This window comes from Ilumatobacter sp. (genome assembly GCF_041688325.1).
Lineage (GTDB): Bacteria > Actinomycetota > Acidimicrobiia > Acidimicrobiales > Ilumatobacteraceae > Ilumatobacter_A.
The window spans coordinates 1-13,073 of the sequence record NZ_JBDNIJ010000435.1; the positions used below are offsets into that span (position 1 = coordinate 1).

The following is a 13,073-nucleotide window of genomic DNA, read 5'->3' on the forward strand; positions in this document are numbered from 1 at the left end:
CACCGGGTGATCCCAATGACGGCGAGCGACCGGTACAGCATCCCGTACTTCTTCAATCCGCCGCGTGACGCTGTGGTCGAGCCGATTCCGGGGCTGGCTGGAGATGCGAAGTATGCAGGGTTCCGCTGGCGGGATTACATGCGGGCGCGAACCGACGACAATTTTGCTGACGCAGGTGCCGAAGACGCGCAGATCACCGACTACTTACTCACGCCTTGAAACTGGGGGAACGGGGCAGCGGTGTTCGAGAGCTGGCCGTTACGAGGAAACGTTGAACGACGGCTGCGCCGAACAGGTCCGAATGTCCGGGTCGGGCTCGACCGGCAAGGCGCCGAATCGTCTGATCCACTCGTCGACGTCGCCGGACAGCAGCTGGGAGAGAACAAATTCCAGCTCGAGTAGTGCGATGTCGCGGGCGCTCACCCTGAATGCGGTCGTGCCGAGCATGCCGACGAGATCGAAGGCGCCGGGATCGCTGGCACTCCGATGAATCCATGCCGGCTGGCCTCGGAAGGTCTCCGGTTCGTACTGCCGGTCTCCGTAAGCTGCTTCGGCAATCGATCCGTTCGGATACTGCGCGAGCGTCACGACGATGTTGATGCCGCTGACTGCAACCGGGAGACCGAACGTGAACTCATTGACGCTCGGACCCTCTGAAATCAGCTGCCATCTGTCGGGCAAGGCGACAGTGATTGCCCCATGAGTCACCGACATTGATTGCAGGAGCTGGTCGAGTTCCAATCTGAAGGGCGAGAACCCTGGACCTTCTGCGATGGTCAGCGAACCACACGCGATGTTGGCCGTGTAGGCCCCTGTCTCGTTGGGTTCTGGCACGGTGAAACCGTTGAACTCGCGCGGCGCGATGATGGGGACCGTCCCGCCGGCTTCGTCGGTGGTTGGTGGTCCCAGTGCGGGTGGCATGAGGCCGTCGGCTTCACGCAATCCGATGATGGTCAGGTCAGAGGCGCGCAGCATGAGGGTCGAACCACCAAGTTGCATCGGGGTGACCCTCAGCTCGTCGAGCCGGGTGCGCTCAGGTGGGAGTAAGAGCGGGGATGTGGCCGATCCGGGGATCGGCGTTGTTGTCGTGGTCGGCGCCGTGGTCGGGCGGGGCGGCTCGACGACGATGGTTCGTTCTGGTTCGGTGGTGACCGTGGTCGTTCGCTCTGGTTCGGTGTCGGGTGTTGCCTGGTTGAGTGACGTACCGGTGTCGCGTGTTGCGGAGAATGCGAGACCTCCGATTGCTATGGCGCCGAGCATGCCAAGCGCACCGAGTCGGAGGGCGTTCGAGCGTCGTGTGTTCGGCGAGCGCACCTCCATCGGCTTGTGCTCGCTTTGGGCACGCATCGCTACGTCGAAGAGCCGTTCGCGCACGTGTCGCTGTTCGTCGGCACGCATCGGGCCGACGTCGGGTCGCGCAGCCTCGACAATTTGGATGGGGTTCACGACAGGTCTTCTGCTCCGTCAACGACCGGGTCGGTCGGTCGCTCGGTGGCGACGTCGGTTTCGTTACTCGTGTCGGTGTCACCGACACGCCGGCGGAGTTCTTTGCGCACGGCGCTGAGCCTCGACCGCACGTTGCCTTGTGGTATCCCTGTGGCGGCGGCGGCGAGCCCCGAGGAGCAACCCTCCCAAGCGACCAGGAACAGCAGGTCACGGTCTTCAGGTTCGAGGTCGGCGACCGCGGCCATGACCTTTGCCGTGCTGATGACGGCAGCGTCTTCAGCATCTGAAGAGAGGAGCGGATCGGTGACGCGCGGCATGGACCCTGACCCGGTGGAGCGTTCGCCTGTCCAATTCAGTAATCGCCCACGTTCGGTTGCACTGTGACGGCGCAAGAACGCCGTCGTGATCGCGAGCAGCCAACCGAGGTCGCTGCTGGCCTTTTCGGGACGCCGCGCCTGCTGCCCGAGGGCGTGTTCGAATACGTCTTCGACGACGGTGACGGCAACGTCACTGCCGACACGGCGCGCCGCATAGGAATACACGGCGCCGACATGCTTGTCGTAGAGGCGTGCCGCCGTTGGCCCGTTCAAACTCACGGTCACATCATGCCAACGGTGCACCCAGATCGGGTGTCACTGGAGCGTCAGGTGGTGACAGGGTTGCGCGGCGAACTGCCGGAGACCACGTCGGAAACGTTACTGGCAGCGGTTGCAGCCATTGCTCCCCGCGTTTCGACCGTCGCTGATCCGAGGTGCGGAACCAGGACGGCGTTGTCGCATTCGAGTAAGCCCGGGTGCACGGTGGGTTCGTTCTCGAACACGTCGAGGCCGGCGCCGGCGATCACACCGCTCTGGAGTGCAGCGACGAGTGCTGCTTCGTCGACGATTGGCCCGCGGGCGGTGTTGATCAGAAATGCAGACGGCTGCATCTGTGCCAGCGTCTCGGCATTCATCAGATGATGCGTCGCATCGGAGTACGGGCAGTTGAGCGAAACGACGTCGCTCTGGGCGAGCAGTTCGTCGAGGCTGACCAAGGTTGCGTCAAGTTCGGACTCGATCGCAGTATCGACGTTCTTGCGGTTGTTGTAGATGATCCGCATACCGAACGATCGTGCGCGTCGGGCCATGGCCACACCGATGCCGCCCATGCCGACGATGCCGAGTGTGCGTCCCTGGAGGCCGGTGCCCAGCATCATGAACATGCCCCATTGCCATGGTTCTTCGGAACGGATCAGTCGTTCGCCTTCGCCGAGGCGTCGGGTGACCATGAGGAGGAGGCCCATTGCGAGGTCTGCGGTGGCGTCGGTGAGGACTCCAGGTGTGTTCGACACCACGACACCACGGGCCGCGCATGCTGCGACGTCGATGTTGTTGTAGCCGACTGCGACGTTGGCCACCATCTTCAGGTTCGGTGCTGCCTCGAGGAACGCAGCATCGACACGGTCGGTCAGCAAGGTGACCGCGATGTCGGCGGTCGCGAGTTGCTCGTTGCGGACATCGGTTGGAATCACCGAGTCGTCGTCCCAGGCCCAGACTTCAGCGCCGTTGATCGCGCGAAGGATCTCGAGGCCGGCCTCGGGTATGCGGCCGGTAACGACAATGCGGGGGGTGCTGATTGGATCGCTCATGCGTTGATCCACGCAGCGAGCTTGCCGAGGCCATCGGTGATGTCTTCGACCGAGATGCCGGAGTACGCGAGGCGGATGTACTCCTGCGTTTCTCCAGGCTGGGGCCGACCGAAGTGACGGCGCGTACAGAACGACACCCCGGTGTTCTGCAAGGCAGCGGTGGCGAAGTCGCCCACGTCCGTGAAGCCCATCTTCTCCATTGCGCCAGTCGCATTGGGGAAGAGATAGAAGGTCGACTCGGGCGTGGCGCAGTTGATCCCCTGGATCGGCGCGAGGCCCGCTGCTGTGGCATCGCGTCGACGTTGCAGTTCGGCGAGCATCGGTGCGGCGCCCTCGGGGTTCGCGATGGCTTCGACGCCTGCGGCTTGCACGAAATGGGTGGTGCAGCTCTCGTCGTTGGTGTTGAGCTTGGCGATCATCTGGGCGACCTCGATCGGAGCAGCTGCACATCCGAGCCTCCAACCGGTCATTGCGAACTTCTTGGAGAAGGTGTACAAAATCACCGTGCGCTCGGCCATACCGGGCAGCGAGGCGATCGAGGTGGACGTCCCTGAGTACCGCATCTCGAAGTAGGCCTCGTCAGACAGCACCCACAGGTCATGCTCGATCGCGATGTCGGCGATTGCCTGCATTTCCTCGAGGCTGCTTTCGCAGCCGAGCGGGTTTTGGAGGTTGTTGTAAATGATCGCCTTGGCGCCGGACGCTGCGAGCTCGCGGATCTGGTCGAGGTCGATCCCAAAGCCCGTGGGGGTCTCGTGGTATCGGTACGGCATCGGCTTGCCGCCGAAGTATTCGACCTGGCTCTCGTAGATCGGGTAGCCGGGGTTCGGGTACAGCACGCCGTCGCCTGGGTCCATCAGTGTCTGGATGAACTTGGTGATGACGGGCTTGCCGCCTGGCTGCACGACGATGTTGTCGGGTGTGAGCGACATACCGCGGTCGCCGCCGATGTTTGCGGCGAGCGCTTCGCGGAGCGGAGCGATACCGGCGGCTGGGCAATAGCCGGTCTTGCCGTCGGCGATTGCGGCGTTCATTGCTTCAACGATGTTTCCGGGGGTAGGGAGGTTGATGTCGCCGAGATGGAACGGGTAGATCCGGTTGCCCTTGGCTCCCCATTCAGCGGCTGCTTGGGAGACAGCGAAAGCTGTTTCGGTACCAAGTTGATTGAGTCGTCGCGCCAGCGCCATGAGTGTGTTCCGTTTCTGTGCACGCGCGCCGAGTGAAGCGAGCGTCTGTTGAATCGGCCGACATTAACAGAATGTCAAAGACTTCGTTCCGCAATCTGGAACCGTTCCACGATGCGGGACAAACCGAGGGTCGAGGACAGGGGTGAAGCGGGGAACGGGGTGAAGCGGACCTCGGTCTTTCGGCCTGGCGTCGGCGATACTGGAGACATGAAGCGATCTCCGCTGCGTCACGTGTCGATCCACGGCCACGCCGTCGGGTACCGGAGGATGGGCCCGAAGCAGCCGACGAACGACACGCAGACGATCCTGTTAATCCATGGGCTCGCCGGGAGCTCCAAGACATGGGATGCCGTGATGCCTGCGCTTGCCGAGCAGTTCGACGTGATCGCCCCCGACCTGCTCGGGCATGGCGAATCGGCCAAGCCGACCGGCGACTATTCCCTCGGCGCCTTCGCAAGCGGTCTTCGCGACTTTCTTGCCGTTCTCGATGTTCCGACTGTCACGATCGTCGGCCATTCATTCGGCGGGGGTGTGGCGATGCAACTCGCTTACCAACATCCGCATCTGCTCGACCGGCTGGTCCTCGTCGGCAGCGGCGGCCTCGGCCGCGAAGTCAGCTGGTTGCTCAGGCTCCTGTCGTTGCCAGGCTTTGAGTATGTGATGCCGCTGGGGTTCCCGAAGCCGATGGTCGATCTCGGGACGAACGTCGGTCGATTTGCCGGCCGCCGCGGGCTCCGAAGCGAGCGCCTCGGCGAGATGTGGCGGGCATATTCGTCGCTTGCGGGCGCACCGAATCGAAGCGCGTTCATTCGCACGATGCGTGGTGTGATTGACCCGGGCGGGCAAACGATCAATGCCACCGATCGGTTGTATCTGGCAGCCCGCGTTCCGACGCTCATCGTGTGGGGCGACCGTGACGGCATCATCCCGGTCGAGCACGCACACTCAGCGCATGCCGAGATCGAACGAAGTCGACTTGAAATCATGGGGGGCCTCGGTCACTTCCCGCACGTTGAGGACCCAGAGCGGTTCGCCGAGGTGCTGATCGATTTCCTGCTGACCACAGAAGCAGGTCCGGTTGGGCCCGAACCGCTGCGCGACGTGATCCTCGGCAACGTCAGCTGAGTCAGCGCTCCCGGCGGACAACAATCGATGCCTGGCCGTTGGCCTCAGCGTGGAGCAGTACGCCGGCGTCGTCTCGACCGAACGCATCGATCAGTTCGCCGGCTGAGGCGTGAAAAGCGCCTGGCTCGCCGGCGAGGCCGACCGCTGACAGCACTGTCAAAATGAGTACGCCGCCGACACGGAGGCGGCTCACGAACTGGCCGTAGAGCGCCGGGGAGCGATATCGCTGGCACACGATGACAGCCAGATCGTGCAACGCCGGCGGTAGTCCCGCATCGGCGTCCCAGACCTCGGCGTGGAGCTGATGGCCATGTGGCTGGGCGGCGCGGGCCAACCGACCGATTGCGACTGATGACACATCGAGTGCGGTCACCGCGAGCCCGCGCTCGGCCAGCCACAGCGTCTGCGCACCGAGCCCACATGCGATGTCGAGCGCCAGCCCGGCTGTTGGAATGACGTCGAGGAGCTCGGGGTGTGCGCTGATGACGTCCGGCGGCGTTGCTGCGACTGAATTGGGTGCCGCAGCCCAGCGTTCGTCCCAGCGTTTCCTGTCGGCGTCCATCCGGTCAGCCTTCCATACGGGTGGCGGGCCTCCTGCTCCGAACCTCCTGCTCCAGACCAGGGGCGGCGATGTGCTGTGACGTCAGCCGAGATCCTCGGTCTCGCGGGGCAACCGTGGGATCATTGCGAACGTGACTGACATCGATGCCGCCGACACGCAGACCGACAACGCCTGGCTGTCAGCGGACGAGCTCGCACTTGCTCGGTCAAGGATGCCGATTGTCTATGTCGATGCCGTGCCGGTGCGCGTTGACGGGATGGGCAACGTCGAAGAAGTTGGCATGCTGCTCCGCCAGGGTGCCGGTGGATCGATTAGCCGGATGGTCGTCACCGGACGAGTGCTCTATGGCGAGCGGGTCCGGGAAGCCCTGATGCGCCACTGCGAGAAGGACCTTGGCCCCATGGCGCTTCCGAGAGTGCCGGCCAACCCGACACCGTTCACCGTTGCCGAGTACTTCCCCGACCCTGCAGTGTCGGGCTTTCACGACCCGCGTCATCATGCGGTCAGCCTTGCCTACGTCGTCCCGGTCGACGGCGAATGCGAGCCCACCCAAGAGGCGCTCGACCTCCATTGGTTCACCCCCGAGGAGGCCGTGAGTGACGATGTCGTGCTCGAGATGACCAGCGGTCACGACCGCCTGATCCGTCTCGCCCTCGCCCACGTCGGCAAACTGCCGTAGGCCAGCTCAAGCTCGCACAAGAAGTACGAAACGCGTTACTCCGCCGTTGAGACGTATCGCATCCCTGACCTCTACCAGCCCGCAACCGACCTCGGTAGGTGGCGCTGCTCGTCTTGGGCTGGGCTGGGCTGGTCCGTTGGCGCGGAGTGGCGGCGTTCTGTCGCCTTGGGGTGACAGGGTGTTGCCTCAAGGCGACAACTCAGGGGACTACCAGGGGACGAGGTCGCCGCCGGCTGCTTCCCACGCTCGAAGTTCGGCCGCGAGGCGCTCGTCGCGACGGAACCTGAAGAAGTCGTCGGTGTCACGCTGCCCCCAGCCTTGCTCGTTGGACCTCCGCAGGTCAGGCCGTTTGTCGACGTGGCCGTACTGTCGGGCGAGCGTGGCATGGCTGACCGCGAGGAGCCGGCCGATGCGTCGCCAAGGCCACTGTGCGCGGCGGCTGATCGTGACGGCGCGTTCTCGGATCCACCGGATCTCGGTCGCCAACACTCGGGTTGCGATCAGTGCGGTGCGGGGATCGTCAGACAGCGCCTCGTCAACGAGACTGTGGAGGTCGCGGTGGAGTGTCGTGGAGAGGTCCATCGCGCCAGCATGGCGATGGGCTGTCACGGAGTGCCCTCGCCTGTGGGATTCTCAGGCGCGGCCGAGGATTTTGGTGACATTGATCTCAAGGACGGCCCGGTCGTCGCGTTCCTTGGGTGGCTGGTAGCGGGCTGCGTAGCCGTCGATGCCGGGTTGAACGTCGTCGATCACCAGGCGAACCGGGCCCTCGAGGGTCAGCCAGCGGCCGCCATCGACCTGACAAACAGCGGCATGCTGGCCCCGCGCTTCCATGCGCCCGGCGTTGATGGCCTTCTGCGAAGTCGCCCAGGTGATGACTCGCGCGACCCGCGCATCGGGGTCGTAGCTGAACCCGACCGCGACTACATGTGGGGACCCGTCGGTCCGCAATGTGGTCAGCGTCGCGAGATGCCGTTCCGTGAGGAACTCCATGACGGAGTCGTCGAGTTGATCAATGTCGAGCGCCATGGAATGAGTCTGCCCGCTTTATTCGGTCGCGATTGCTTCAAGCACGTCCATGTTGCTTGCTTTGAACGACGGGTAGAGCGAAGCGGCGAGGCCAGCGATCACCGCAAAGACCATGACGACCACAATGATCGCTGGGTTGAACGCCAGCTTGCTGATGACCTCGTCGGGCACGGCGAGCGAAGCGACTACGCCCAGGAACGTGCCGAGCACAATGCCGACCACCGCGCCGAACGACGACACGATCACTGCCTCCCATCGGACCGACCGTCGGAGCTGGCGCCGGTTCATGCCGACCGCTCGGAGGAGCCCAATTTCACGGGTTCGTTCGAAGACACCGAGCGCAAGGGTGATTGCGATACCCAACACGGCGATGATGATCGACATCAGCAACAAGATGGTGATCGTCAGCAACAGCTGGTTGATCTGGTCTTCCTGGCCTTTACGGAACTCAGCGTTTGTCTGGACATCTGCCTGTGGGAATTGATCGGTGGCGGCGATGACGGCGGCGTCGCCCTCAGCTGCGGTGACGTTGTCGGCCAGCCTGGCAAAGACGAAGAGATCGCGTGCGGGGGCATCGCTCACGGCATCGAGCGTGTCGAGGCTGATCAGCCAGTTGCCGAACGTGGCATCGCCATACACGCCCGCCACAGTCAACGTTCCCTTGGCGCCGCTCTGCCACAGGATGTCGATTGTGTCGCCAACCTGCTTGTTCAGGTCGTTGGCAGGGTCGCTGTGGATCAGCACCTCGTTCAGACCGAGGCCGGCAATGGTTCCGTCCTGCAAGTCGGGGTCGACCAATTTGTCGAAAGCTTCGGGATGAATGGCGCCAATGTTTTTCGAATCACCGTCGACTTGACCGCTGGCCAGACGGATCGGCGTCACCGCGTCCAGCTCTGGGAGAGCGGCAAGCCCCTCTGCTACTGCCGGGGAAAGGCCAAAGAAGTTGGGGTCGGTGATGATGTAGTCGGCGGTGATCGCGTTATCGAGGACGTCGGTGATCGTGGCTCGCAACGACGAAGCAAAGACGGCTGCAGCGCTCACCAGGGCAACGCCGATCATGAGTGCTGAGGCACTCGATGACGTTCGCCGTGGGGCGCGGACAACGTTGTCGCGAGCCAGTGCGCCGGGAACTTTGAAGAGCTTCGCAATTGGCCAGCCGATTGCACGCGTCACAGGCGGAGCGATCGTCGACGAGACGCTCGCAACGCCGAGGAAGAGTGTCAGTGCGCCGACACCGGCGATGGTCGCCCAGAGTGCAGCCGAGCCTGGCTGGACAAACAGCCCGACGATGAGGAGCAGTGTGCCGACGGCGGTGACGACGACGCCGATAATCAACTGCTGCTTCTTTAATGCGTCGAATCCCAACTCGGGTCGCATCGCAGCTACCGGAGGTATTGTCGAGGCGCGGCGTGCCGGGACGAACACCGACAGCATCGTGACACCGATACCAACCGCGGCGGCGGCGACGAACGTTCGGGGCTCGAGGATCGTCGACGTGTCGGGGAACCCGATGCCGGCCTGGTTGAACGCCCAAACAATGAAGCGCGCGACACCGATGCCGCCAAGGATGCCGAGCGCGGTGGCGATCACGCCGAGGAAGAAGGCCTCGGCCACGATCATGCGCCGCACTTGCTTTGCCGATGCGCCAACGGCCCGGAGAAGTGCCAGCTCACGCAGGCGTTGCCCGATGGTGATCTGGAAGATGTTGTTGATGATGAAGGCGACGATGAACGTCGTGATGAAGGCAAAGATCAGCAGGCCGGTTCCGAAGACACTGATGAATCCGTCGACGTCGCTCTGGCTCTCGGCGGAGAGCACTTCGCCCGTGACGACTTCGGTACGAGTGGGGAGTACGTTCTCGATGGCGGCCTGGACGGCGACGGTATCGGCACCGGCGGCGAGCCCGATATCGATGGCATCGACCTTGCCGCCTGATCCAAACTTCTCGATGGCGGTCGGAATGTCTAAGGCCACGACCGACGCTCCGAGGAAACCGTCGGAATCGGCCGCCCCAATAGTGCCGACCAACGTGGCTGAGTGTGTACCGGTGTCGGTGAGGTAGCTGACGCGGTCGCCGACCGTGTACCCGACGCGGTCGGCTGAGGCCTTATCGACCACGACCTCATTGTCGCCATACGGAGCCCGCCCGTCTTTCAACGTGATTCCTTGGAGACCGCCTTCGCCGAGGTAGGAAAAGCCAAGCGCTGGGCCGCCGGTGGTGGCGACAAGGTCGCCGTCCTGGTCGAGGAGCTGAGCAAAGCGGGTCAGTGAGGGCTCGATGACTTCGATGCCGTCGATGCCTTGAAGATCATCAGCGATCGTCGCATCAATTGGATCCCGGTTGCTGTCGCCTTCGAAGGCTTCGGAGGCACGCACTTGGAGGTCGATCTTCGCGACCAGTTCGTCGGACAAGCTGGCAAATGTCGCCCGGAGGCTGTCGGCGAGGACGAACGAACCAACGACGAACGATACGCCGGCGGTCATCATGAGGGCGATGGCGATGGTGCGTCCGAGGCGGGCTCGGATGCTCTTGCGTGCGAGGAGCGCAGTTGATGAGAAACTCATGTCAGCTCCCGTGCTGCTTCATCTGGTCGATGACTTGGTCGGCGGTCGGATTGATGAGTTCGCCGACGATCTTGCCGTCGCCCACAAAAACGACACGGTCGGCGTATGACGCGGCGCTTGGGTCGTGGGTCACCATCACGATGGTCTGGCCGAACTCGCGGACGGCGCGCCGCATGAAGTCGAGAATTTCGGCACCGGTCTCGGAGTCGAGGTTGCCGGTCGGTTCGTCGGCGAAGATGATCTTTGGCCGCGAGGCGAGTGCGCGAGCCACCGCAACGCGCTGCTGCTGGCCGCCGGACAACTCACTGGGCCGGTGCTTCAAACGGCCCTGGAGCTTGACGGCAGTGACGACCTGGTCGATCCAAGCGACGTCGCCGGTCTCGCCGCCGAGCATCATCGGGAGTTTGATGTTCTCCTCGGCGGTGAGTGTCGGGATCAGGTTGAAGGCCTGGAAGACGAAGCCGACGTCGGTGCGGCGCAGTTCGGTCAGCTCCTTGTCGCTCAGCTTCGCGAGGTACTTGTCACCGATATAGGTGGCGCCGGAGGTGAGTGTGTCGAGCCCGGCCAGGCAGTGCAGCAACGTCGACTTGCCTGACCCGGACGGGCCCATGATTGCTGTGAACTTCCCGGCCTCGAAGGCGACGGTGACGTCGTCGAGTGCCTTCACCTGGGCATCGCCGGTGCCATAGATTTTGCTGGCGTCGATAGCGCCGGCTGCGGCGGTTGGCGTCGGCGCGTCAGGCGCATCGGGGGGAGAACTTGGCATTGCAGCAGTCATGGTGAAGAGCTTGCCGAACGTGGTAGCTGGGCACGTCCACCCTGTGGCGGTTCTCCGTCACCCTGCCGGTTGATGGTGCGGTCTTGTCACACCGCGACCTGAACCCAAGCAGACCCGGGTGTGACAACCCATATTCTCAGCTACTGACTGCCGGGCAAGACCAGGCCAGATTCGTATGCGGCGACGACGGCTTGGACGCGATCGCGGGCACCGAGTTTGGCGAGGACCCGCCCGACGTGTGTCTTGATGGTCGCCTCGCCGAGGAAGAGTTCTTTGGCGATCTCGTTGTTTGACATCCCACGAGACATCAGTTTGATGACCTCGAGTTCGCGGTCGGTGAGTTTGCCGATACCGGGGAAGGCCTCGGGTTGGCCGACTGGCCGCCGAGCGATTTCGTCGATCAACGCCTGTGTGACCGATGGAGCGAGCAGCGCATTTCCCTCGGCAATGATGCGAATGCCATCGACCAACTGTTCGGCGGGCGCATCTTTCAACATGAACCCGCTGGCGCCAGCGCGCAGTGCAGCGTGCACATGATCGTCAAGATCGAACGTCGTGAGCATCATCACGCGTGCAGTGACCGTGGCGTCGGCGCAGATGATCTGGCATGCCTCGATGCCGTCCATCTTGGGCATGCGGACATCCATGAGGATCACGTCGGGGTTGGCCCGTCCGACCATCTCCACGGCTTCGGCCCCGTTGGCTGCTTCGCCAACCACAGTCACGTCTGACTCAGCCTCAAGGATCATGCGGAATCCGGCGCGTACCATTTGCTGGTCGTCGACGAGCATCACCCGGATCACTGGCTGGCCTGCACGATGCCAGAGTACGGGGTTCGCCCGGTGCCAGCTGGAGCGCGAGGTGTGGCCGGGAGCGTGATCTGCACCCGCCAGCCACCGCCAGGCCGGGGGCCGGCAGTGACCGATCCGCCAACGGCCATGGCCCGTTCATGCATACCCACGATGCCGTAGCCCGGCCCCAAGTTGTCGGCGGCCGCGCCGCGGCCATCGTCGGCGATCGCAATCGCAAGGTGACTGCCAGCGTGTTCGATGGTGAGCTGCACGTCGGTCACCGGCCCGGCGTGGCGACGGACATTGGTGAGCGCCTCCTGGAGCATGCGGTAGCCAGTCAGAGTGACAGCTGCAGAAAGGTCGTCCAAGTTGCCGGTGATCGAATGGGTCAGCGGGAGGTCGGCGGCGGATTCGATGAGCGTCGCAATCTCGGCCATCGTCGGCTGAGGCGCGCGCCGGTCGGGAGCGTCGGCGCTACCGCTGCTGTCCGTTCGAAGAACGCCGAGGATGCCCCGCAGCTCGTCCATCGCCTGACGGCCGGTGGCTTCGATGTTGTCGAGTGCAAGGGTCGCGACGTCGGGGGACGTGGTGAGATTGCGGCGTGCGGCCGCCGCCTGGATCACCATGACGCTGACCGAATGGGCAACGACGTCATGGAGTTCGCGAGCAATCCGGGTGCGTTCAGCATTGACCTGCTGCTGGGCGATCAAGGAATGTTCGCGTTCGGCTCGTTCTGCGCGCTCGATCAGGCTGTCAGCCCTCTCGCGCCGACGCTGCAGGTTGTCGCCGAGCACGAAGGCCGTCACGAGGATGACGGTCGAACTGACGAATGAGCCGACGTCGAGTACGCCAACGGCGACACCTGTGATGAACAGCAGTGCGAGAGAGACGGAGATCATCCAGAGCGCATTGGTTCTGCGCTGGCCGGCCGAGTAGGCGCCGATCGCGTAGAGGGCTATGACGACGCCGAGGAACCCGGTGCCATCGATGTCGAGGAAGGCTGCTGCTACCTGGGCGCCGACGACGAACAAGCCCGAGGGGATCGGCGCCACGCGCCGCCATACGACCGGCAGCACCGAAGCAATGATCAACAGGGTGGTCCACCACGTGGGGCTGCGGAATTTGTCGTTGGTGTCGAGGTCAAGCAGGTGCAAGGTGGCGCTGACCATGGTGAGCAAGATTGCCAGGAGCGCGTCGGCGGCGCGTTCGTGCGTTCGCAACCAGCCGATGGGTCGGCCAATCGCAGCTGAGGTCTCGCTGATGACAGCCATTCAAGAGACGACG

The 13,073-nt window shown here is 63.7% G+C and carries 13 protein-coding genes and 1 pseudogene; 3 read left to right on the forward strand and 11 right to left on the reverse strand.

The window, feature by feature from the left end; all coding sequences use genetic code 11:
- Positions 1 to 219 (forward strand): annotated as a pseudogene (locus tag ACH2EI_RS21110) (hypothetical protein); the annotation flags it as partial.
- Positions 220 to 258: 39 nt separating this feature from the next.
- Here ACH2EI_RS21110 and ACH2EI_RS21115 read toward each other — a convergent pair.
- The 4 genes from ACH2EI_RS21115 to ACH2EI_RS21130 are packed head-to-tail and all read right to left on the reverse strand — an operon-like array spanning position 259 to position 4,260.
- Complete coding sequence (locus tag ACH2EI_RS21115) at positions 259 to 1,446, reverse strand: hypothetical protein (protein ID WP_395161497.1); 1,188 nt, start codon at positions 1,444 to 1,446, stop codon at positions 259 to 261.
- A complete protein-coding gene (locus ACH2EI_RS21120) occupies positions 1,443 to 2,042 on the reverse strand; it encodes an RNA polymerase sigma factor (protein ID WP_395152552.1) in 600 nt (199 codons plus the stop codon). Before ACH2EI_RS21120 ends, ACH2EI_RS21115 begins: the two co-directional genes overlap by 4 nt.
- Before the next feature lie 47 nt (positions 2,043 to 2,089).
- Positions 2,090 to 3,073, reverse strand: a complete 984-nt coding sequence (locus ACH2EI_RS21125; RefSeq protein ID WP_395152551.1) for a 2-hydroxyacid dehydrogenase — start codon at positions 3,071 to 3,073, stop codon at positions 2,090 to 2,092.
- Positions 3,070 to 4,260, reverse strand: a complete 1,191-nt coding sequence (locus tag ACH2EI_RS21130) for a pyridoxal phosphate-dependent aminotransferase (protein ID WP_395152550.1) — start codon at positions 4,258 to 4,260, stop codon at positions 3,070 to 3,072. The genes ACH2EI_RS21125 and ACH2EI_RS21130 overlap by 4 nt, the downstream gene beginning before the upstream one ends.
- Positions 4,261 to 4,467: 207 nt before the next feature.
- Between ACH2EI_RS21130 and ACH2EI_RS21135 the strand changes: the two genes are divergently transcribed.
- Positions 4,468 to 5,385 (forward strand): alpha/beta fold hydrolase, encoded by a 918-nt coding sequence (locus ACH2EI_RS21135; RefSeq protein ID WP_395152549.1) that lies wholly within the window; start codon positions 4,468 to 4,470, stop codon positions 5,383 to 5,385.
- 1 nt (position 5,386) lies between these two features.
- On the opposite strand, the gene ACH2EI_RS21140 is transcribed toward ACH2EI_RS21135, so the two are convergent.
- Positions 5,387 to 5,947, reverse strand: a complete 561-nt coding sequence (locus tag ACH2EI_RS21140) for a class I SAM-dependent methyltransferase (protein WP_395152548.1) — start codon at positions 5,945 to 5,947, stop codon at positions 5,387 to 5,389.
- A 130-nt stretch (positions 5,948 to 6,077) separates the two neighbouring features.
- Between ACH2EI_RS21140 and ACH2EI_RS21145 the strand changes: the two genes are divergently transcribed.
- On the forward strand, positions 6,078 to 6,626 hold the full coding sequence (locus ACH2EI_RS21145) for an NUDIX hydrolase family protein (protein ID WP_395152547.1): 549 nt from the start codon (positions 6,078 to 6,080) through the stop codon (positions 6,624 to 6,626).
- A 207-nt stretch (positions 6,627 to 6,833) separates the two neighbouring features.
- Here ACH2EI_RS21145 and ACH2EI_RS21150 read toward each other — a convergent pair whose 3' ends face one another.
- From ACH2EI_RS21150 to ACH2EI_RS21175, 6 genes are all read right to left on the reverse strand, one after another.
- Complete coding sequence (locus tag ACH2EI_RS21150) at positions 6,834 to 7,208, reverse strand: hypothetical protein (RefSeq protein WP_395152546.1); 375 nt, start codon at positions 7,206 to 7,208, stop codon at positions 6,834 to 6,836.
- A gap of 51 nt (positions 7,209 to 7,259) precedes the next feature.
- Positions 7,260 to 7,655 (reverse strand): pyridoxamine 5'-phosphate oxidase family protein, encoded by a 396-nt coding sequence (locus ACH2EI_RS21155; protein ID WP_395152545.1) that lies wholly within the window; start codon positions 7,653 to 7,655, stop codon positions 7,260 to 7,262.
- Positions 7,656 to 7,673: 18 nt separating this feature from the next.
- Positions 7,674 to 10,220 (reverse strand): ABC transporter permease, encoded by a 2,547-nt coding sequence (locus ACH2EI_RS21160; protein WP_395152544.1) that lies wholly within the window; start codon positions 10,218 to 10,220, stop codon positions 7,674 to 7,676.
- 1 nt (position 10,221) lies between these two features.
- Complete coding sequence (locus tag ACH2EI_RS21165) at positions 10,222 to 10,998, reverse strand: ABC transporter ATP-binding protein (protein ID WP_395152543.1); 777 nt, start codon at positions 10,996 to 10,998, stop codon at positions 10,222 to 10,224.
- Between the two features lie 140 nt (positions 10,999 to 11,138).
- Positions 11,139 to 11,789, reverse strand: coding sequence for a response regulator (locus ACH2EI_RS21170; RefSeq protein ID WP_395152542.1), 651 nt, complete (start codon positions 11,787 to 11,789; stop codon positions 11,139 to 11,141).
- 8 nt (positions 11,790 to 11,797) lie between these two features.
- The gene (locus ACH2EI_RS21175) at positions 11,798 to 13,060 is read right to left on the reverse strand and encodes a sensor histidine kinase (protein ID WP_395152541.1); all 1,263 of its coding nucleotides are present in this window, start codon (positions 13,058 to 13,060) and stop codon (positions 11,798 to 11,800) included.
- Positions 13,061 to 13,073: the final 13 nt, after the last annotated feature.

Bases quoted from the DNA above. Each gene is read 5' to 3' on its own strand.
- ACH2EI_RS21170 (WP_395152542.1), bottom strand. From the start codon at position 11,789: ATGCTCGTCGACGACCAGCAAATGGTACGCGCCGGATTCCGCATGATC.
- ACH2EI_RS21150 (WP_395152546.1), bottom strand. From the start codon at position 7,208: ATGGACCTCTCCACGACACTCCACCGCGACCTCCACAGTCTCGTTGAC.
- ACH2EI_RS21125 (WP_395152551.1), bottom strand. From the start codon at position 3,073: ATGAGCGATCCAATCAGCACCCCCCGCATTGTCGTTACCGGCCGCATA.
- ACH2EI_RS21135 (WP_395152549.1), top strand. From the start codon at position 4,468: ATGAAGCGATCTCCGCTGCGTCACGTGTCGATCCACGGCCACGCCGTC.
- ACH2EI_RS21160 (WP_395152544.1), bottom strand. From the start codon at position 10,220: ATGAGTTTCTCATCAACTGCGCTCCTCGCACGCAAGAGCATCCGAGCC.
- ACH2EI_RS21175 (WP_395152541.1), bottom strand. From the start codon at position 13,060: ATGGCTGTCATCAGCGAGACCTCAGCTGCGATTGGCCGACCCATCGGC.
- ACH2EI_RS21130 (WP_395152550.1), bottom strand. From the start codon at position 4,260: ATGGCGCTGGCGCGACGACTCAATCAACTTGGTACCGAAACAGCTTTC.
- ACH2EI_RS21155 (WP_395152545.1), bottom strand. From the start codon at position 7,655: ATGGCGCTCGACATTGATCAACTCGACGACTCCGTCATGGAGTTCCTC.
- ACH2EI_RS21165 (WP_395152543.1), bottom strand. From the start codon at position 10,998: ATGACTGCTGCAATGCCAAGTTCTCCCCCCGATGCGCCTGACGCGCCG.
- ACH2EI_RS21140 (WP_395152548.1), bottom strand. From the start codon at position 5,947: ATGGACGCCGACAGGAAACGCTGGGACGAACGCTGGGCTGCGGCACCC.